Origin of the sequence: Hymenobacter armeniacus, from assembly GCF_014699055.1 — a bacterium.
GTDB classification, from domain to species: domain Bacteria; phylum Bacteroidota; class Bacteroidia; order Cytophagales; family Hymenobacteraceae; genus Hymenobacter; species Hymenobacter armeniacus.
This window is the reverse complement of the sequence record NZ_JACXAC010000009.1, coordinates 29,437-50,614: the sequence shown is the minus strand read 5'-3', so window position 1 is coordinate 50,614 and position 21,178 is coordinate 29,437. Positions and strand designations below refer to the sequence as shown.

Genomic DNA, 21,178 nt, shown 5'->3' with positions numbered 1-21,178 from the left:
GTTGCGGGCGACGAAGATACGGGCAAACCAAGCCGGCCCGGCACTTCCGGCATTAGCTGCCCCGGTGTAGCGCCCGCGCACACCGGGCGATGGCGAAGGTGAATGCAAGGTCTTTGCGAGAGCCATCGGAAATGATAGCCAGCGTATGTTCTGGCAACAGAGACGTTTTTGCTTTCCAACAAACAAATTGATTTGCTGTGCTTTTAATGCTTCGGCATCTGTTAGCTTTGTATATCACGGCGATGAATAAATTTTATATGAGAATTACAATTACGCTCGTTCAATTCCTGCTTCTCTTGGGTACACTCAGTGCCCGGGCCACGACGTATTACGTGAGCAGTTCGGGCTACGACTCTAACGTGGGCACCTCGGCGGCGCAGGCGTGGCGCACCCCGGCCCGCGTAAACGCCGCCACCCTGCAGCCCGGCGACCGGGTCCTGTTCGAAGGCGGCCAAACCTTCAGCGGCAGCTTGCGCATGCGCAGCAACCAAGGCACGGCGGCGCAGCCCATCGTGTTTCGCTCCTACGGCACCGCCGGCCCGGCCGTGATTGCCAGCGGCGCCGAAGTGGGCTTCTACGCTCACAACGCTGGCGGCCTGGAATTGCGCAACCTCACGTTTCGGGGCGCGGGCATTGCGGCCAGCCAGGCCTCAGGGGTGCAGTTTTATAATGACTCAACCAACGCCCACCTGCAGCACCTGCGCTTCGACAGCCTGGACATAAGCGGCTATCAGCGCGTGGGCCTCGAAGTGGGCAGCTGGAACGGCACCAGCGGCTACGACAACGTGCGCATCACCAACAGCCAGTTTCACGCCAATGGCGAGAGCGGCTTGTCTTCCTATGCCTATTTCCCCGAGCTGGGCCATAGCGACTGGTACGTGGGCAACTGCAACGCCTACGACAACCCCGGCCGCCAGGAGCTGCCCAACTCAGCCACCGGCAACGGCATTGTGGTGTCGGGTATTGATGGGGTGATAGTGGAGCACTGCACGGCCTACCACAACGGCTGGCTCAACGCCCGCGGGGGCGGCCCGGCCGGCATCTGGGGCTGGGATTGCAACAACCTGACCATCCAGTACTGCGAGTCGCACCACAACGAAGCCGGCGGCCGCCGCGACGGCGGCGGGTTCGACCTCGACGGCGGCTGCACCAATTCGGTGCTGCAGTACAACTACTCGCACGACAACGACGGTCCCGGCTACCTGTTGGTGCAGTTCGACTACGCCCGGCCCATGCACGACCTAGTGGTGCGCTACAACATCAGCAAAAACGACGCCCGTCAGCAAGACCAAGGTGGCATTCTGGTGTACTCGGAGCCATGGCTGGGCGGCATCGTAAACGCGGATATTTACAACAACACCATCATCCTGGACCGCCCCGCCAACGGCTCGTCGCCCAGCGCCGTGTACCTGCTGAGCGGTAACATTTCGGGCTTTACGGTGCGCAACAACATCCTGCAGGCCGACCCGGGCTTGTGCCTCGTCCGAACTTTTACCACCACGGGGGTACGCTTCGAAGGCAACGACTACTGGTCGCCCACCGGCGTCATGAAATTTGACTGGAACACCGCACAATACAGCACGCTGAGCGCCTGGCGCAATGCCTCGGCGCAGGAAACGCTGGCTGGTGGTTCCCGCGCCACGGGCATGAGCGTCGCCCCGGGCTTTGTGAGCACCGGCACCGGTGCGCAGGCGTTTCTGCTCGATGCGACGTCGCCGCTGCTGGGCCAGGGCCTCAACCTGCTGACGGAGTTTGGCCTCAGCCCCGGCCCGCGCGATTTTTACGGCCTGCCCACGCCGGCGGCCGCCGCGCCGGGCAACATCGGTGCGTCGGAGGCTCGCCTGGACATCAGCACCCCGCTGCCCGTGGAATTGACCCGCTTCACGGCCGCACCGCAGGGCGCCGACGCGCTGCTGCGCTGGGCCACGGCCTCGGAAAAGAACAACGACCGGTTTGAAATTGAAGCCAGCGCCGACGGCCGCACCTTCCGCCGCGTGGGCCAAGTGCCCGGCCACGGCAGCAGCACCCAAGCGCACGACTACCAGTTCGTGGACCCCAACATTGCGCGCCATGGCACCAGCCAGGTAGTGTACCGCCTGCGGCAAGTAGACCGCGACGGCACCTTCCACTACTCGCCGCTGCGCGCGGTGGCGGCTGGTGGCACGGCCGGCCTGGCCCTTTTCCCAAACCCGACCACGGGCGCGGCGTCCCTCGTTGGCGTGCAGCCCGGCGCGGTGGTCACCGTGTTTGATGCCGTGGGCCGGCCGGTGCTCACCACCACCGCCACTGCCGGCGGCACCGCCGCACTGGTGCTGCCGCGCGGGCTGGCCGCCGGGGTGTACATGGTGCGCGCAGGCGCCGCCGCCATCCGCCTCAACCTGGAATAAAACGAGGCGCGCAGCACACAAGTCCCCTACTTGGCCGGGCTCGTCCACTTGCTGTCGCGCAGGCGAAAGCGCCACGGCAAGCCTGCGGCCTCGGCCCCGGCGTACTCCAGCCCGACGCGGGCGCTGGCCACTATTTCTGCCGGCACCACTTCCTCGCCGTGGTCTTCAAACCAGAGCACCTCGCCCGTCACGGGCAAGCCGGTGAGGGCCGGCGTGATGCCCAGCGCCTGGCTCATTACGCCCGGCCCGGCGGTGAGGGCGCGCTTTGCCTCAGCAAGGCCACGGCGGCGCAGCATCTCCTCAATGCCCACGGTGGGCTCGATGGCCCGGATGAGCACGGCGTCGGGGTGCGCGGCGTCGTGAGTGGCGATGTTGAACAGCGCGTAGCGGTTGTAGACGGTGTAGATGTAGGCCGTGCCACCGGGCACGTGCAGGCCCTGCGCCTGGTGGCGCTTGCGCTGCAGGTGCATCGTGAGCGAGTCATCGCCTTCGTGCCGGTAAGCCTCCGTTTCGACCACCCGCCCGGCCGTGACCACGCCGTCGATACAAGTATATAGGTGCTTGCCGAGCAGGTCGCAGGCAATGGTCAACACATCGGGGCGCTGAAAGAAGGCGGCGGGCAGCTTGGAATGCGGCATGGGCTTTAGCGGACGCGGTAGCGCAGCCCGATGCTCAGCAGCCAGTGCTGCTGTTGCCACGGCGGGCGCGTGGTGGGCTGGTCGTTCACGCGCAGGTCTACGTCGGAAGCCGGCAAATCGACAGTGGCGCTGCTACGGAACAGAAAAAAGCCGCTTTCCTCGTCCAACTGCAGCTGCGTTTTGGTGCGTAGCGGCACCAGGTAGCTGGCATCGGCCACCAGTTCAAACTTGTGGCTCAACTCCACCCCCAGGCCCAGGCTGGGGCGCAAGGCGTCGGTTACCGTCTGGATGCGGGCGCTCAGCTCGTCGGCGCCGAGGTGGGTGCCGGCCACGCGCAGGCCGCTATCGGGGTTGTCGAAGGTGCCCAGCGGCAGGGCCACCGTTTGGCGAATATAACCCAGGCCGGCGCGCCCGTAAAGCGGCCGGTGGCCGGGGTTAAAGTTGTGCTCATACGCCAGCCCGGCTTCCCACCCATCGCCCTGAAACTGCCGGTGTAAACGCTGGGTGGCCAAGCGCACAGCCAATTCCCGTGTCAGGGCGTATTGGTATTCGAACTGCGTAAAAACAGTAAAATCTTGGGCGCGCACCTGGGCCGTGCGCTGCATTTGCAGGCTGTAGCCGGCCGGCGCATAGGCCACCGCCACGCCAGCCGCGGGCACGGCCAGTGGCCAAGCACCCACCTGGGTGCCGTAGCTGAAGCGCTTCAAAAAGCGGTCGAAGGCGCTTAGCTTTTTCTCCTGCGGGTCGGTGGCAGCCGCCGAGGGCCGGAACAGGGAATCGGCCTGCTGCTGGCGCTGCTGGTCGAACAAGCTTTTTTGCAGCGCCGCCGGAGGCAGCAGCGTGGTGTGGCCCTGCCAGAAGGCCGAGTCGTAGGCCACGGTATTGCGCAGAAAGACGTCGTTGTACTGCGCCCGCTCCGTATAGCCGGGCCGGGGCGTCTGGGCCGTATCGATGGCCGTGGTCAGGAATTCGCCGAAGTAGTTCAGCGGTGGCCCGACGGGCAGTTTGGCTTTGGTTTGCCACCACACGGTTTTCAAGTGCCAGCGCCCGGCGTAGAACTGGTAAGCCACGCGCAGGGCGCGCGCGTCGGCCACGTCGCGCACCCCGCGCTGGAGGCCCGCGGGCGTGTAGTGCCATTCGGCTCCGAGGAAAGCGTAGCTGTCCTGCTCGATGTACATGCGCCCCGCAAAAGCAGCGCGGCGGTTGCCGGCTTTCGGCCCAAAGGTGATGACGTACACCGGCCGGTCCTGAAACGTGCTGCCGGGCGCCAGGCGGTAGTCGTAATCTTTGAAATGGGCAGGGTCGATAAAATCCGAGCGGCGATGCACAAAATCGCCCATGTGCGCGATGAACGGCCCACCCGCCCAGTCGATGCGGATGGGCGTACGGTCGCGCCGCAAATCAACTTTGCGCGACTGCTTTATCTGAATTTCGCCCTCCGCAGTGCGCTTCCTGTACGACTCCTTGAAGGCCAGCACCAGCCCCTCGGCCAGGTAGCGCGGCTGTCCGGCCGGGTCGTTGTCCGACTCGCGGTAGAAACCCGTGAGCTGGGTGGGCCGCGTGGGATAGTTGCGCGGAATGCGGGCGATGGCTTCTTTCACAATGCCCAGCACCGAGCCCGTCACCTGCACCTCGCCCAGCGCGGCCGGGCTGATGCGCAGCTCGATGCGCAGCTCCGGCCCCGGCAGCGGCGGCAGGGCGCGGGTGTACTTGCGGTAGCCCAGCAGAGCCACTTCCAGCCGCTCGCCCAGCAGCGCCGCTGGAATGGTCAAGGCAAAGCGCCCGTCGTCGTTAGTACTCGTGCCGATGCGGTTGCCAGCCACGCCTACCTGCGCATTCGGAATGGGCTGGTGGGTTTCGGCGTCCAGCACTTGGCCGCGCAGCAAAATGGGCCCCTGCGCAAGCGCGGAGCCCATTTTCAACATTATCAAAAGCAGTAGAAGACAGCGCATCGTAGGGCGGTGAATTATCAGAGCCTCAACGCTGCTGGCTTGGATTAGTTGTGCGTCGGCGCCAGCTTGCCCACCAGGTATTCGGCAATCTGCACGGCGTTGGTGGCGGCGCCCTTGCGCAGGTTGTCGGCCACCACCCACAGGTTGAGGGTGCGGGGTTGGGTTTCGTCGCGGCGCAGGCGGCCCACCAGCACAGCGTCTTTGCCGTGGCTGTCTTTAGGCATGGGGTATTGGTTGGCTGAGGGGTCGTCCACGAGTTCCACGCCGGGAGTGCGGGCCAAGATGTCGCGCACTTCGGCCAGGTCAAATTCGCGCTCAAACTCCACGTTGAGGGACTCGGAGTGCCCGCCCATCACCGGAATCCGCACGCAGGTGGCCGTCACGCGGATGCTGTCGTCGCCCATGATTTTCTTGGTCTCGTTCACCATCTTCAGCTCCTCCTTGGTGTAGCCGTTGGGCTCGAACACGTCGATGTGCGGCAGCACGTTCAGGTCGATGGGGTGCGGGTAGGCGGGGTTGCTGGCGGCCTGGCCGGCGCGCTCTTCCAGCAGTTGGTCCACGGCTTTTTTGCCGGTGCCGGTCACGCTCTGGTAGGTGCTCACCACAATGCGCTGCACCTTGTAGGCTTTGTGCAGCTCATTGAGCGCCACCACCATTTGAATGGTGGAGCAGTTGGGGTTGGCAATAATTTTATCTTCCGGCGTCAGGGTGTTGGCGTTCAGCTCGGGTACCACCAGCTTCTTGGTGGGGTCCATGCGCCAGGCCGAAGAGTTGTCGATGACGGTGGTGCCCACGGCGGCAAAGCGCGGCGCGTGCTCCTTGCTTACCGAGCCGCCGGCCGAGAAAATGGCAATGTCGGGCCGGGCGGCAATGGCGTCGTCCATGCTCACCACCGGGTACTGTTTGCCTTGAAATTCAATAAACTGACCCACCGATTTGGCCGAAGCCACGGGCAGCAACTCGGTGAGGGGAAACTGGCGCTCTGCCAGCACTTTCAGCATCTCGGTGCCCACCAGCCCGGTGGCACCCACTACAGCAATTTTCATGGGGTCAGAACTTCAGCAGCGGCCGGTTCGTGGCCGCCGGCCGCAAAGGTCGCCACGCGCCGGGCATATTATCATCCTGCTGGCATATTGGCCAAGCCATACGCTAATGAACCTGGCCGGCAAGCCGCTCTGCCCAAGGACAGTCGAAAGGTGATGCCGTGACTCACAGCCGGGCAATTGCGCCAATCGGGGGGAAATATTAGCATTTCGTCTAAAAAATATAGGTTTTTGCACTCTTATTTAAAAATTGCATCGTCGAACAAACCCGGCACGAATAACCGAATTTGTATTTTGACGGAATAAATCCTTTTTAAAGCCAAATTTTAATGGTTAATCTGTGATTTTTTAATACGCACAGTTCCATTAGCTTTGCGAGGACTTACACAACATCACCCAGAAACGATGCATAGAATTATACTTTTCCAATTTATACTTTTCTTCATCGCAAGTAACGCTCGGGCCACGACGTATTACATGAGCAATTCGGGCAACGACGCCAACTCGGGTACTTCTCCAGCGCAAGCATGGCGCACTCCGGCCCGCGTGAGCGCCGCCACCTTTCACCCCGGCGACCGGGTCTTGTTTGCCGGCGGCCAAACCTTCAGCGGAAGCCTGCGGGTGCGCCCCGCCAGCCACGGCACGGCGGCCCAGCCCATCGTGTTTCGCTCTTACGGCATCGGCGGCCCGGCCGTGATTGCCAGCGACACCGCCGCCGGCTTCTACGCGTACAACAACGCCGGATTTGAGTTGCGCAACCTCACGTTTGTGGGGGCCGGCCGCCTCGTCACTAAGCATTCCGGGGTGCGGTTTTATAATGACTCGACCAACGCCCACCTGCAGTACCTGCGCATCGACAGCCTCGACATAAGCGGCTACCGCGGCGTGGGCCTCACCATTGCCAGCTGGAACGGCACCAGCGGCTACGACAACGTGCGCATCACCAACAGCCAGTTTCACGCCAACGGCGAAGCCGGCCTGTCGTCTTACTCGTACTTCCCCCTGCTGGGCCACCGCAACTGGTACGTGGGCAACTGCAAAGCCTACGACAACTCGGGCCGCCCCGAAATCACCAACACCCACAGCGGCAACGGCATCGTGCTCTCGGGCATCGACGGAGCCATGGTTGAAAACTGCACGGCCTACCACAACGGCTGGCTCAACGGCAGCCGCGGCGGCGGGCCCGTGGGCATTTGGGGCTGGGAGTGCAACAACCTGACCATCCAGTACTGCGAGTCGCACCACAACGAAGCCGGCGCGGCCCGCGACGGCGGCGGGTTCGACCTCGACGGCGGCTGCACCAACTCGGTGATGCAGTACAACTACTCGCACGACAACGACGGCCCCGGCTACCTGCTGTGCCAGTTCGACTGGGCCACGGCCATGCACGACCTGGTGGTGCGCTACAACGTGAGCCAGAACGACGCCCGCAAAGACGACCAAGGCGCCATCATGATGTATTCGTCGGGCTGGGCCGGCGGCATCGTGAACGTCAACATTTACAACAACACCGTGTACCTGGACCGCCCCGCCAACGGCTCGACCCCCAGCGCGGTTTATATCATGAGCGGCGACATCGCGGGCACCAACCTGCGCAACAACATCCTGCAAACCGCCACCGGTCTGCCCGTGGTGCGCACTTTCACCGCCAGCGGCTTGCGCTTTGAAGGCAACGCCTACTGGTCGCCCACCGGCGCCCTCACCCTGAGCTGGAACGGCGCCTCGTTCAACAACCTGACCGATTGGCGCACCGCCACCACCCAGGAAACGCTGGCCAACGGCACCCGCCTCACCGGCGTTTGCGCCAGCCCGTGCTTTGCCAGCGCCACGCCGGGCGTGGCCCTTTCCACCGGCAGCCGCTTGCCAAACTTTACCCTGGGCTCTTCTTCGCCCCTGCTGGGCAGCGGCCTGAACCTGGCCACCGAATTCAACATCAACCCCGGCACGCGGGACTTCTACGGCGCAAACACGCCCGGCGCCGGCAGCCGGGGCAACATTGGTGCTTCCGAAGCCCGCCTGGCGCTGGCCACCCGCTCCGGCGCCGACAAGACCAACGATGCCACTTGGTGCCAGGTGTACCCCACCGTGGCAAGCAGCGAAATTCACGTGGTGGCGGAGAAGGCCTCGGCTCAGCCCGTGGAAATTCAGCTCGTGGACGTGCTGGGCCGCTCGGCCCGTACCTGGAGCCGCCCCGGCAACCAGTTGTCGGCCACGGGCCTGACGCTGTCGGTGGATGGCTTGGCCGCCGGCCGCTACGTGCTGCGCGTGCAAAGCGGCACGCAAACGCAGCACCAGACGGTGCTGGTTGGCAATGAGTAAGTCTTACCTCCGTTCGCTTAAATAGTACGGGACCAGGGCGTTCATCGACCAGAATTTATTTCGAGCAGCTCACAAAATCCCCTGGGCAATATATTGAACTTCAATATATTGCCCAGGGGATTTTGGCTAGTTATGCATTCATTCGCCCGGCCCACTGCTTCTTACCCCTATGGTGGCTTGCAACAGAACGCCTTACATTAGTCACGGTTAAAACTCATTCGCCATTCGATGAAGGCAATTTTACTGTTACTCTGCTTCTTTCCATTGTGGGCGTCGGCGCAGCTGCGCGACGACTTCGCCGACGGCAACTTCACGGCCAATCCCGCCTGGACGGGCGATGCTGCCAGCTTTCAGGTGGCCACGCAGCAGCTGCAGAGCAACGGGCCGGCCGCAACGGGCACCCAAATTGCCCTGAGCACGCCCTGCCAAGCCAGCACCGGCACGGTGTGGGAGTTTTGGGCCAATCTGAAGCTGGCCACCAGCTCGGGCAACCTGGCCGACGTGTGGCTGATGGCCACCCAAGCCGACCTTAAAAACACGAACAACACCGGCTATTTCGTGCGCCTGGGCGGCACTGCCGACGAGGTGAGCCTGTTTCGCAAAGACTCGACCCGGGCGGCCGTGCTGGTCATCGACGGCGTGGACGGCACGCTGGCAAGCACCACCAACAACCTGGTGCGCGTGCGCGTGACCCGCACCACCGCCAACCGCTGGACCCTGGAGCGCGACCTCACCGGCGGCCGCACCTTTGTGGCCGAAGCGGCCCAGCCCATCGACGGCACTTACCAGCGCAGCGCTTACTTCGGCGTGTCGCTGCTGTACTCGTCGGCCAACAACCGCGCTTTCGCCTTCGACGACTTCGTGGTGAGCGACGCCACCCCGCCGCTCCTGGCCCGCGCCATTGCCGTCGACTCGCGGCAATTGGACGTGGTGTTCAACGAAGCCATGGACGCGGCCACGGCCACCAACCCGGCCAACTACCGCCTGCAAAGCGGCGCCGTGCCCACGGCCGCGCGCTTTTTTTCGGCCGCCAATGCCATGGCCGTGCGGCTCACGTTCGGGGCCGACTTTGCCACCCAAAACGTGCTGGAAGCGCGCAACGTGGCCGACCTCTACGGCAACGTGGCGGCCGGGCCGCTCACGGCCGCCTTTGCCGGGCCGCCCGCCGCGCCGCAGGTGGGCGACTTGATTATCAGCGAGATTTTTGCCGACGAGACGCCCCAGGTGGGTTTGCCGCTGTCGGAATACGTGGAGATTTACAACCGCAGCACCACCAAGGTCATCAGCCTGAGCGGCGTGAAGCTGGGCAAGCCCACCAGCACCACGGCCTTCGCCGTTTTTGCCGATACCGCCAAGCTGCTGCCCGGCCAGTACGCGGTGGTGTGCGGCAGCACGCGCATCAGCCAGTTCACGCAGCCCGGCGTGAAGGTGTACGGCCCTACCAACTTCCCCTCGCTCAGCAACGGCGGCGACCAGCTGGTGCTGCGCGCCCGCGACGGCCGCACGCTTTTCGAAGTCACTTACTCCGACACCTGGTACCGCGACCCCAAGAAGAAGGACGGCGGCTGGAGCCTGGAAATGATAGACGCCAACAGTTTCTGCGGCGGCGCCGAGAACTGGACCGCCAGCACCGACCCGCTGGGCGGCACGCCGGGCAAAGCCAACGCGGTGCGGGCCACCCTGGCCGACGCCACCGCCCCCACCCTGCTGCGCGCCGTGGCCCTGAATGCCACCACCGTGCGGGCGTACTTCTCGGAAAAGCTGGACAGCGTTTCGGCCGCCATTGCTGGCCGCTACGCGCTGGCGGCGCCCGGCCCGGCCGTGGTGCGCGCCGCCCCCATTGGCCCCGATTTCCGGCAGGTCGACCTGACCCTGGGCACGGCCCTGCAGCCCAGCCGCCCCACTACCCTGACGGTGCAAACCGCCACCGACTGCGTGGGCAACGCCAGCGGGCCCCTGCAATCGGCCGCGCTGGCCCTGCCCGAAGCGGCGGTGAGCGGCGACGTGGTGATTAACGAGCTGCTGTTTAACCCGCGCACCGGCGGCGTGCGCTTTGTGGAGGTGTTGAACCGAAGCAGCAAATTCATCAACCTGCAGGGCTGGCAAATCGGCAACCAAAAGCCCGACGGCAGCGTGGACGCCGACGTGCTGAGCCCCGGGCCGCTGGTGCTGACGCCGGGCCAATTGCTGGCCTTTAGCACGAGCAGCAGCAACTTGCTGGCTTATTACCCGGCGTCGAGCGACGCGGCCAATCTGGTGCAGCTGAGCAGCTTCCCCACGTTTCCGGACGAGAGCACGGCCTTGCTCTTCAACTCGGTGGGCATTGAAATAGACCAATTGGCGTACAGCAAAAACCTGCACCTGAGCCTGCTATCCTCGCAGGAAGGCGTGTCGTTGGAACGCATTCGCGCCAACGGGCTCAGCAACGGCAGCAATTTCCACTCGGCGGCCAGCGCGGTGGGCTATGCCACGCCCGGCCGGCCCAACTCGCAGGCCCAGGACACGCCCGGCGGCAACCAGGAGCTGACCGTGACGCCCGAAGTTTTCACGCCCGACGACGACGGCCAGCAGGACTTTGCCACCCTCAACTACCAGCTCGACCAGCCCGGCTACGCCGCCACCGTGACGGTGTACGACGCCCTGGGCCGCCTCACGCGCCGCCTGGTGCGCAACGAAACCCTGCCCACCACCGGCTTTGTGCAGTGGGACGGCGTGGACGACCGCGGCCGCAAAGCCGCCGTGGGCTACTACATTTTGCTGGTGGAGCTGTTTCGGCCCAGCAGCGGCGAGAAGCGCGAGTATAAGAAGACGGTGGTGCTGGGCGCGCGGTTTTAAGCTCTGCTTAATTTAATAAGCCTGTCCTCCCTCATTAAACGAAGTGCTCTGGTTCGCGTCTTACCCGACATGAACAGCGCCCAGCAACTTCAGCACCTGTACTGGCGCGCCGGCTTCGGCCCGCGCCCGCAAGACGTGGCCACCGGCCTCAGCCCGCGCAAAGCCCTGCGGCAACTGCTGCACGACTCCGCCCGCTACGAGCCCCTGGTGGGCCCGGGCCTGAACTACACCGACCCGCAAGGGATGGTGATGACGGACCCGGCGTCGACTAAAACCAACCCCGTGCCCAACGGCATGGTGACCACGCCCGACCAGCCCGCGCCTCCCGGCGCGCCCGCTGCCCCCGTGGCGCCCCTGCGCCCGCGGGCGGCGTTCAAGGGCGGCACCATTGCGGCGGGCGTGCCGCGCCTGCGCCGCGCCGAGCTCACGCCGCAGCAGCGCAAGATGCAGAACGAGGGCATCCGCGACGCCTTCAACAACATGAGCACGGCCTGGATGGACCGCATGGCTACGTCCTCGGCGCAGCTACGCGAGAAGATGGTGCTGTTCTGGCATGGGCACTTTGCCTGCCGCGTGCGCCAGCCCGACGCCGCCCTGAGCCTGCACAACGCCATGCGCCAGCACGCGCTGGGCAAGTTTCCGGACCTGCTGCTGGCCGTGAGCCAGGAGCCGGCCATGCTGCAGTTCCTCAACAACCAGCAAAACCGCAAAGAGCACCCCAACGAAAACTTCGCCCGCGAGGTGATGGAGCTCTTCACGCTGGGCCGCGGCAACTACACCGAAACCGACGTGAAAGAGGCCGCCCGCGCCTTCACGGGCTGGGGCTACGACTACCAGGGTCGGTTTAAGTTTCGGGAAAAGGAGCACGACGCCGGCCCCAAAACCTTCCTGGGCAAAACCGGCAACCTCACCGGCGAAGACGTGCTGACGCACATTCTGACGCAGCCGGCCGCGGCCACGTTTCTGGTCACGAAAGTCTACCGCTTCTTCGTGAACGACGTGCCCAACCCGGCCCACATCGAGCCGCTGGCGCGGGACTTTCGCCGAAGCGGCTACGACATTGCCGACCTGATGGAGCGCCTGTTTTCGGCCGATTGGTTTTACGAGCCGGCCAACGTGGGCACCCACATCAAGAGCCCGGTGGAGCTGCTGGCGGGCATTCGGCGCACGCTCAACGTGAAGATTGACAACGAGCAGCCGCTGCTGGGCTACCAGCGGGCGCTGGGCCAAACGCTGTTTCAGCCGCCGAACGTGGCCGGCTGGCCCGGCGGCCGCAACTGGATAGACTCGTCGTCGCTGCTGCTGCGCCTGCAGCTGCCGGCCATCCTGTTCAAAAACGCGGAGTTTGCCGTGGCGCTCAAGCAAGACGAAAACGACATCGCGCCCAACCTCACCAAGGCCGAGCGCACCGTGCGGCCCGGCGCCGGCGCCCACCTGCCGCTGGCCCCGCTGCAACAGCTGCTGGGCGCTACGCCCGTGCCCCAGCAGCCCGAAAAGCTCAGCCAGTTCCTGCTGCAAACGCCCATTCGGCCCGAAAACCTGCAACTGGTGCAGCAAGCCGCCCAGCAAAAAGAGCCGGCCGAAGCCCTGCGGGCCACGCTGGTGAGCCTGCTGAGCCTGCCGGAGTATCAGCTGGCGTAGTTCACCCATCCTTTCCTCCTTTCTAAAACAAACTCATGGCTACCACCCGCCGCGACTTCCTCCGCAATTCGGCCCTGGCCAGCACCTTGCTGCTGGTGCCCAAGTTTTTGCACGCCCTGGACCGGGGCCCCGGCCTGGCCCGCCTGAGCGACGCCACGGGCGCCCGGCGCCTGATAGTGGTGCAGCTCAGCGGCGGCAATGATGGCCTGAACACCGTCATTCCGTTCCGCAACGACTTGTATTACAAGGCCCGGCCTACGCTGGGCATTAAAGAAGCCGACGGCATTTTGGCGCTGGAGAAGGACTTGGGCCTGCATCCGGCCCTGAAAGGCCTGAAAGGCCTGTACGACCAGGGCCACCTAGCGGTGCTGAACTCGGTGGGCTACCCCAACCCCGACCGCTCGCACTTCCGCTCGATGGACATCTGGCAGTCGGGCTCGGGCTCGGAGCAGGTGGTGAGCACGGGCTGGCTGGGCCGCTACCTCGATTCGAACTGCCCCGACTGCCAGCGCCCCTACAACGCCCTGGAAGTGGACGACACGCTGAGCCTGGCCCTGAAAGGCAGCCAGCGCAAGGGCCTGGCCCTGAAAAGCCCCAGCAAATTCCACCAAATCAGCCAGAACCGCCTGCTGGCCAAGGTGAGCAAGGAAGCCACCACCGAGCACCACAGCCAGGTCGACTACCTCTACAAGACGCTGGCCGAAACCGCGTCCTCGGCCGATTACCTGTACGACAAGTCCAAAATCTACCAGTCGACGGTGGCGTACCCGAACTCGGATTTTGGCAAAAACCTGAAAACCACGGCCGAGCTGATTAATTCCGGCGTGGAGTCGCGGGTGTATTACCTGGCCTTGTCGGGCTTCGACACCCACGTGCGGCAGCACGAGCAGCAGCAGCGCCTCTTCACCGACCTCGGCGACGGCCTGGCCGCGCTGGCCGCCGACCTGCAGAAGAACAACCAGTGGGACAACACGCTGGTGCTGGTGTTCAGCGAGTTTGGCCGCCGCGTGGGCCAGAACGCCAGCAACGGCACCGACCACGGCACCGCCAACAACGTGTTTCTGGCCGGCGGCGCCCTGCAGAAGAAGGGCGTGGTGAACGACGCCCCCGACCTGCTCAACCTCGACCAGGGCGACCTGCGCCACCAGGTCGATTTCCGCAGCATCTACGCCAACATCCTGAAAGACTGGCTGGGGGCCGACGATACGGCCATTCTCGGCACGGGCTTCGAGCGCATGAGCGGGCTGGTGTAGGAGGCGGATTGGTGGGTTAGTGGGTTGTAGCTTGCGCGCTCATCGTTTTATCTGCCCATGAATCGTTTTTTTCGCGTCGCCGGCTTTGTGGCCAGTTTAGTCTTCGCGCCGGTCCTTGGCCAAGCCCAAACGGACCCCGCCGGGCCGGCTTACACCGGGCCCCGCTACCCTGGCGGGCCTGATTCGCTGCGCGCTCTGGTGTTCCGCAGCGTGCGACTGGCGTCGCCGCGCCCGGCAGGCCGCATCGTGCTCAAGTTCGAGTTGACAGATGGCATACAACCCAGCCATTTTGAGTTGGTGCCACCGCCGGGGCCGCCCAATCCGGCTTTGCTGCAAGCAGCAGCCGCGGCCACTGAGTACCTGCAGGCCCATATGCTTGCCTGGCAAGCCGGCGCCCCGGACCCGAAATTGCCGAGTGCCGCCCCTAAGCTGCGCCTGCTGCTCGACTATAACGCCCCCTCCGTAGCCCAACCTTATGCCTACGCCGACCAGAATCCCTCGGCTCCAAACGAAGCGGCCCTAGCAAAAGTCCAAAAGAAAAAGAAGCACCCGGTGTCGCTCGACTACTCGGCCAAAAGTCTGATTACGTACATCCAAAAAGAAGTAAAATACCCGCCACTGGCTTTGCGCCAAGGCCAGCAGGGGGTAGCCTACGTGTATGTTGAGATAGCCGAGAACGGCACCGTTGAGCGTCCCGCCATTGTGGGCTCTATTAGCGAGAGTTTGGACACAGAAATTCTTCGGGCCATAAGCACCCTTCCAGCAGCTACGGTACCCGCCCTGGTGCAAGGACGGCCGGTGCGGGTGTATTACGTGCTGCCCATCACGTTTATCATCCAATAGCCTACCCCCCAAATACCGCCTCGGCCAGCGCCAGCACGGCGCGGCGGGTGGGCTCGGGCTGCTCCAGGTAAGCCAAGTGGCCGCTGCCTTCCAGAAACAGGGCGTGGGCCTCGGCGGGCAGGGCGGCCTGGCGCACGGCATCGTCGAAATGCACGGCCACGTCGTGCTTGCCGGCCACCATCAGCACCGGGAATTTGGCGGTGGCGAGCACCTGGGTGCGCTCGGGGCGAGCGGCCATGCCGCGCAAGGCGCCGGTGATGGTGCTCACGGGCGTGGCTTTGCCGATTTCTTCGAGCAGGCCGCGGGCGTCGGTGAGCTTGTCGCGGTTAGTCGGCGCGAAGAGCGGGCGCACGAAGGACTCCATGAACTTGGCCACGCCGTGCTTTTCCACGAAGCCGATGTTCTTTTCGCGGTTCTGGCGCTTCTCGTCGGTGTCGGCCAGGGCCGTGGAGTTGACGAGCGCCAGGCCGGCCACGCGCTGGGGCCAGCGTTCGGCCAGGGCCAGGGCCACGTAGCCGCCCATGCTGTGGCACACCAGCAGCACCGGGTGGGGGCAGTCTTTCTGGTTGAGGTAATCGATGACGTAGCGGGCCTGGGCCTCCATCGAAAAGTCGGGCACGGGCGCTAGGTTGGTGCCGTGGCCGGGCAGGTTGGGCATCAGCAACCGGTAGCCGTCGGGGAAGGAGCGGGTGAAATCGGTCCAGACCTCGCGGCTTTCGGCAAAACCGTGGAGGAAGACGATGGTGGGCAGGGTGGTGCTCATGGGTGGGACGGCCTGTGGGTGCCGCAGGCCGCGCGACGGCCTGGGCAGGTTGGTTTCCCCAAAACTACTCACGCCGATTCCAGCGCGGCGCCCGTCGTTCGGGCCTTAGTTGCGGCGCAGCACGCGGTGCTTCTGCAGTTCACGCTCCTGGGGGCTGATTTCCGGCGAGTCGTCGACCCCGCTGCGCAGCGACGACGCCCGCACGAACAGCTGCGGCTGCAGCACCACCTGCCGGTTCGAAAACGCCGCGCCCTCGGCCTCCACCAGTTCGGTGAACAGCCGGAAGGTGGCCTGGCCCATCTCTTCGCAGCGCTGGTCCACGGAAGTGAGCTGGGGCTCGGTGACGGTGGTGAGGGCCTCGTTGCTGAAGCCGGCCAGGGCCACGTCTTCGGGCACGCGCAGGCCGCGGCTTTTCAGCAGCTGCAAAGCGCCCAGCACGGCCGAGTCGCCGGCCGAAAACACGGCGTCGGGCGGCTCGGGCAGGTCCAGGAGCTGGGCCATGCCCTCGCGGCCGGTTTCCACGGTGAGGTTGCTATAGAGCATGAGGCTCTCGTCGGGCGCGATGCCGTGGTCCTGCAGGGCATCGAGGTAGCCCTGGCGCCGGTATTTGTAGATGTTCATGTGCAGCGGCCCGCCCAGGTGCGCCACCCGGCGGCAGCCCTGCGCCAGCAGGTGCTTGGTGGTTTGGTAGGCGCCCGCGCGGTCGTTGAGCACCACGGCGTTCACGTCGTTGCCTTCCAGAATGCGGTCGAAAAACACCAGCGGCACGTGGTGCTTGCGCACTTTTTCGAAGTGGTGGAAGTCGGTGGTGGAGCGCGACACCGACACCAGAATGCCGGCCACCTGCGCCCGCAGCAGATTGTCGAGGTTCTTGCGCTCCTGCACCACGTCCTCGTTCGACTGGCACATGATGACGCTGTAGCCCGCCTTGCTGGCCGCCGTTTCGATGCCGTGCACCACCGAGGCAAAAAAGCGCCCTTCGATGTATGGCACCATCACGCCCAGCAGCTTGCTCTTGCCTTTGCGCAGGGCCGCGGCCAGGTGGTTGGGCTGGTAATTGAGCTTCTTGGCCAGCTTGAGCACGGCCTGCTTGGTGGCCGGCCCGATGCTGTGGTGGTCGCTCAGGGCCCGCGAGATGGTGGTCATGGACACGCCCAGTTCCCGGGCCAGGTCGGCCATGGAAACGGGGCGAACAGCCTCGCTGGGAGCATTCTTGGCGTGGCGGCGTGCGGCCATTTTACAAAAGCGAAAAGACGGGAAATAAGGCGTAAAGCTACTGCGTCTGAAGAGTAAACGCGGCGAATGCAGACGCGCAGCGGCATTTTCCGGCCACCCAAGTCCCCGCCTCGGGCGCAAGATTCGACGCTGCTGTCGACAAAAGCGCTAGCAAGTTAAAATAATTTACACAAACGATTGTGAAACCTTATACATTTGCCCGCGGCATACCCCAACAACTTTTCAGTGGCTGCTCACACAATCGTTAATGTAAGAAAAATGGGGATTCAGAAGCTCGTGGTGGCTGCTTTCCTGCTTCACTGCCTGGGGGCGTTGGCCCAGGCCGCGCCGCCGGCCGGGCGGCCGCCCCTGCCCAGCGGGCCGCTGCCGCTGGGCGCCGTGCCGGCCCACGACCCGGTCCTGATTCGGCAGAACGGCACGTACTACCTGTTCTGCACCGGCATGGGCATTGCGGTGTGGTCGTCGAAAGACCGGAAGACCTGGACGCCCGAAAAGCCCGTGTTTGCCGCGCCGCCGGCCTGGGCGGTGGCGGCCATTCCGGGCTTCAAAGGCCACGTTTGGGCGCCGGACATTTCCTACGCCAACGGGCAGTACAGCCTGTTTTACTCGGTCTCGGCGTTTGGCAAAAACACGTCGGCCATTGGCCTGGCCACCAACCAGACGCTGGACCCGGCCGCTAAAAATTTCAAGTGGGTCGACCACGGCCGGGTCATTCAGTCGGTGCCGGGGCGCGACCTGTGGAACGCCATCGACCCCAACCTGGCCCGCGACGCGGCCGGCGCGCCGTGGCTGGTGTTCGGCTCCTTTTGGGGCGGCATGAAGCTGGTGAAGCTCACGCCCGACCTCACCGCCCCGGCCCAGCCGGAGCAGTGGCGCACCGTGGCCCGGCGCCCGCGCGACCCGAGGCTGAACGACTCGCTGCCCGGCGACGGCGCCATTGAGGCCCCGTTTATTTTCAAAAAAGGCCGCTTCTACTACCTCTTCACCTCGTTCGACTACTGCTGCCGCGGCCCCGAAAGCACCTACAAAATGGTGGTGGGCCGCGCCACTGCCCTCACCGGGCCCTACGCCGACCGCGCGGGCGTGGCCCTGGACCAGGGCGGCGGCACGCCGGTGCTGGCCGGCGACAAAAACTGGTTTGGGGTGGGCCACAACGCCGTGTGCACGTTCGACAACGAGGACTACCTGGTTTTTCACGGCTACGACGCCGCCGACCGGGGCCGGCCCAAGCTGCGCATCGAAAAGCTGGCCTGGGACAAGGACGGCTGGCCGGTGGTGGCGGCGCCATAGGCCCGCCCGGGCAGGCGCCGCGGGGACCCGCCGCGGTCGACGGGCCCTTCTTTTCACCGCGGCCTTTCCGAATTATCCGCGTATAGCTTGAAAACAACGCCATTCATTCCGGACCTTTGGCGCACTTACTAACCGCACTTTCTATGAACCCTCTCGTTGCCATTCGCGCGTTTGACCAGAGCCTCTGGCTGGATTTTATCAGCCGCCCCATTCTGATTAACGGCAAGCTACAGCGCCGCATCCAGGACGAAGCCCTGCGCGGCGTGACGTCGAACCCGGCCATTTTTGCCAAGTCCATCGGCGACTCGGCCGACTACGACTCGGCCATCAAGGCGCTGGCCCTGCAAGGCAAAACCACCGACGAAATTTACACCAGCCTGGCCGTGGCCGACGTGCAGGCCGCCTGCGACCTGTTCCGGCCCCTCTACGACAGCGCCGACAACGCCAGCGACGGCTACGTGAGCCTCGAAGTATCACCGCTGCTCGTGAACGACACCGAGGGCACCATCGCCGAAGGCCTGGAGCTGTGGCGCACCGTGAACCGCCCCAACGTGATGATTAAAGTGCCGGCCACGCTGGAAGGCCTGCCCGCCATTCGCCGCCTCATTGCGGAGGGCGTGAACGTGAACGTGACCCTGATTTTTGGACTGGAGCGCTACCGCCTCGTGACCGAGGCCTTCCTCGCGGGCCTCGAAGACCGCGCCAAGGCCGGCCTGCCGCTGGCCCGCATCGACTCGGTGGCCAGCTTTTTTCTCTCGCGCATCGACGTGCTGATTGACCCCGTGCTGGAGAAAATTGCGGCCGAAGGCGGCGAGAAGGGCGCGCTGGCCCAAAGCCTGGTGGGCGAAGTGGCCCTGGCCAGCGCCAAGCAGGCCTACCAGATGTACAAGCAGATTTTTGCCGGCCCGCGCTGGGAAGCCCTCAAGGCCCAGGGCGCCGAAACGCAGCGACTGCTGTGGGCCAGCACCGGCAACAAAAACCCCAAATACGACGACCTGAAGTACGTCGAAAACCTCATCGGTCCGAAAACGGTGAACACGGTGCCGGTGGAAACGCTGGACATTTTCCGCGAGAAGGGCCAGCCCGCCGTGCGCCTCGAAGACGGCCTCGACAAGGCCGCGGAAGTGCTGCGCCGCCTGCCCGAGCTGGGCATCGACCTCGAGGAGCGCACCAACTTCCTGGAAGAAGACGGTGCCAAGAAATTCAAGGAGCCTTTCGCCAAGCTGCTGGAATCCATCGACAAGAAGCGCGCGCTGGCCGTGGCCACCACCGTGGACGAGGCCACGATGCAGCTGGGCCAGTTCCAGGCCGCGGTGGACGCCCAGGTGGAAAAATTCAACCAGCAGAACTTCACCGCCGGCTTCTGGGACAAGAAGGCCGACCTCTGGGTGCAGGACGAAGCCGGGCAGCACAGCATCCGCAGCTTCATGGGCTGGCTGCGCGTGGCCGAGACGATGGTGGGCGCCGTGCCCGAAATCGAAACCTTCGTGAACGAGGTGAAAGCCGCCGGCTTCAAGCACGTGGTGGTGATGGGCATGGGCGGCAGCACCATGGCCCCGATTGTGTTCAAGGCGTCGTTTCCGATGGGCGAAGGCGGCCTGCCCATGTCGGTGCTCGACACCACCGACCCCGGCACCGTGCGCGAGATTGAAGAATCGGTGCCGCTGGCCGACACGCTGTTCATCGTGGCCAGCAAGTCGGGCACCACGGCCGAGCCGCTGGCCTTCGGCGACTATTTCTACGCCAAGCTGAAAGAGCTGAAGGGCGACAAGGCCGGCGACAACTTCGTGGCCATCACCGACCCCGGCTCCAAGTTCGTGACCGACGCTACGAACGCCAAGTACCGCCGCATCTTCCTCAACTTCCCGGAAGTGGGCGGGCGCTTCTCGGCCCTCACCTACTTCGGGCTGGTGCCGGCGGCGCTCTACGGCCTGCCCGTGGGCGAGATTCTGGAGCGCGCCATTCTGATGATGCGCGCCTGCGGCGCCTACGGCCCCGTGAACGACAACCCCGGCCTGAAGCTGGGCGCCGCGCTGGGCGTGCTGGCCGAGCAGGGCCGCGACAAGCTCACGCTGGTGGTGCCCGACAGCCTGCACGACCTGGGCCTGTGGCTGGAGCAGTTGCTGGCCGAAAGCACCGGCAAGGAAGGCAAAGGCATCCTGCCCGTGGCCGGTGAGCCGCTGGGCGACCCGAGCATCTACGGCAACGACCGGGTATTCGTGTACGTGGTCTACGAGGGCCAGGCCGACGAAGCCAACGCAGGCAAGCTGCAGGCGCTGGCGCAGGCCGGCCACCCCGTCATCAGCATCCGGATGAAGGACGCCTTCGATTTGGGCCAGGAGTTTTACCGCTGGGAAGTGGCCACGGCCGTGGCCAGCGCTGTGTTCGGCATCAACCCCTTCGACCAGCCCAACGTGCAGTCGGCCAAAACGGCCACCGACAAGCTGATGAAAGCCGTGCAGGAGCAGGGCCACCTGCCCGAAGGCGAACAGCCCGCCGCCAGCGAAAACGGCGTGGACTACTACTCCGCCGTGCAGGGCAACGGCGCCGCCGGCGTGCTGAAGGCGTTTTTTGCCCAGGCCAAGCCCGGCGATTTCATGTGCCTGCAGGCCTACCTGACCGAGACGCCCGCCGTGACCGCCAGCCTGCAAGAGCTGCGCCAGCGCGTGCAGCAGGCGCTGCACATCGCCACCACCTCGGGCTACGGGCCGCGCTTCCTGCACAGCACCGGCCAGTACCACAAGGGCGGCCCCAACACGGGCTTGTTTGTGCAGTTCACCGACGACAACCCGCAGGACCTGCCGCTGCCCGGCCGCTCCTACACGTTCGGCACCTTCAAGAACGCCCAGGCGCTGGGCGACTTGCAGGCGCTGCTCGACAACGACCGCCGCACCCTGCGCGTGCACCTCGGCCACAACGCGGAAGCGGGCCTGAAGGCCGTGCTGGCGGCGCTGGAGCTGTAGCCGGCAGTTGAACGG

The 21,178-nt window shown here is 64.8% G+C and carries 13 protein-coding genes; 8 read left to right on the top strand and 5 right to left on the bottom strand.

The window, feature by feature from the left end:
• Positions 1-296 precede the first annotated feature (296 nt).
• Positions 297-2,387, top strand: coding sequence for a right-handed parallel beta-helix repeat-containing protein (locus IC234_RS21290; RefSeq protein WP_190928722.1), 2,091 nt, complete (start codon positions 297-299; stop codon positions 2,385-2,387).
• Between the two features lie 26 nt (positions 2,388-2,413).
• Here IC234_RS21290 and IC234_RS21285 read toward each other — a convergent pair whose 3' ends face one another.
• The 3 genes from IC234_RS21285 to IC234_RS21275 form a co-directional block, all read right to left on the bottom strand.
• Positions 2,414-3,025, bottom strand: a complete 612-nt coding sequence (locus tag IC234_RS21285) for a DNA-3-methyladenine glycosylase (protein ID WP_190928720.1) — start codon at positions 3,023-3,025, stop codon at positions 2,414-2,416.
• A gap of 5 nt (positions 3,026-3,030) precedes the next feature.
• A complete protein-coding gene (locus tag IC234_RS21280; protein ID WP_190928718.1) occupies positions 3,031-4,941 on the bottom strand; it encodes a carboxypeptidase-like regulatory domain-containing protein in 1,911 nt (636 codons plus the stop codon).
• Between the two features lie 80 nt (positions 4,942-5,021).
• Positions 5,022-6,023 (bottom strand): aspartate-semialdehyde dehydrogenase, encoded by a 1,002-nt coding sequence (locus tag IC234_RS21275; RefSeq protein ID WP_190928716.1) that lies wholly within the window; start codon positions 6,021-6,023, stop codon positions 5,022-5,024.
• 474 nt (positions 6,024-6,497) lie between these two features.
• Here IC234_RS21275 and IC234_RS21270 point away from each other — a divergent pair, with 474 nt between their 5' ends.
• The 5 genes from IC234_RS21270 (at position 6,498) to IC234_RS21250 (ending at position 14,911) form a co-directional block, all read left to right on the top strand.
• Positions 6,498-8,339 carry a right-handed parallel beta-helix repeat-containing protein gene (locus IC234_RS21270; protein ID WP_190928714.1) on the top strand — a complete coding sequence of 614 codons (1,842 nt, stop codon included), beginning with the start codon at positions 6,498-6,500 and terminating at the stop codon, positions 8,337-8,339.
• Between the two features lie 228 nt (positions 8,340-8,567).
• Positions 8,568-11,174 carry a lamin tail domain-containing protein gene (locus IC234_RS21265; protein WP_190928712.1) on the top strand — a complete coding sequence of 869 codons (2,607 nt, stop codon included), beginning with the start codon at positions 8,568-8,570 and terminating at the stop codon, positions 11,172-11,174.
• Positions 11,175-11,243: 69 nt separating this feature from the next.
• Positions 11,244-12,815, top strand: coding sequence for a DUF1800 domain-containing protein (locus IC234_RS21260; RefSeq protein WP_190928710.1), 1,572 nt, complete (start codon positions 11,244-11,246; stop codon positions 12,813-12,815).
• A gap of 35 nt (positions 12,816-12,850) precedes the next feature.
• Positions 12,851-14,068 carry a DUF1501 domain-containing protein gene (locus IC234_RS21255; protein WP_190928707.1) on the top strand — a complete coding sequence of 406 codons (1,218 nt, stop codon included), beginning with the start codon at positions 12,851-12,853 and terminating at the stop codon, positions 14,066-14,068.
• Positions 14,069-14,125: 57 nt separating this feature from the next.
• Positions 14,126-14,911 carry an energy transducer TonB gene (locus IC234_RS21250; protein WP_190928705.1) on the top strand — a complete coding sequence of 262 codons (786 nt, stop codon included), beginning with the start codon at positions 14,126-14,128 and terminating at the stop codon, positions 14,909-14,911.
• A gap of 1 nt (position 14,912) precedes the next feature.
• On the opposite strand, the gene IC234_RS21245 is transcribed toward IC234_RS21250, so the two are convergent.
• Both IC234_RS21245 and IC234_RS21240 read right to left on the bottom strand, forming a co-directional pair.
• On the bottom strand, positions 14,913-15,674 hold the full coding sequence (locus tag IC234_RS21245; protein ID WP_190928703.1) for an alpha/beta fold hydrolase: 762 nt from the start codon (positions 15,672-15,674) through the stop codon (positions 14,913-14,915).
• Between the two features lie 105 nt (positions 15,675-15,779).
• Positions 15,780-16,910, bottom strand: coding sequence for a LacI family DNA-binding transcriptional regulator (locus IC234_RS21240; protein WP_190928701.1), 1,131 nt, complete (start codon positions 16,908-16,910; stop codon positions 15,780-15,782).
• 258 nt (positions 16,911-17,168) lie between these two features.
• Between IC234_RS21240 and IC234_RS21235 the strand changes: the two genes are divergently transcribed.
• Together IC234_RS21235 and IC234_RS21230 are read left to right on the top strand one after the other, a co-directional pair.
• On the top strand, positions 17,169-18,200 hold the full coding sequence (locus tag IC234_RS21235; protein WP_190928699.1) for an arabinan endo-1,5-alpha-L-arabinosidase: 1,032 nt from the start codon (positions 17,169-17,171) through the stop codon (positions 18,198-18,200).
• 143 nt (positions 18,201-18,343) lie between these two features.
• Positions 18,344-21,163 carry a bifunctional transaldolase/phosoglucose isomerase gene (locus IC234_RS21230; protein WP_190928697.1) on the top strand — a complete coding sequence of 940 codons (2,820 nt, stop codon included), beginning with the start codon at positions 18,344-18,346 and terminating at the stop codon, positions 21,161-21,163.
• The last annotated feature ends 15 nt before the right edge of the window (positions 21,164-21,178 follow it).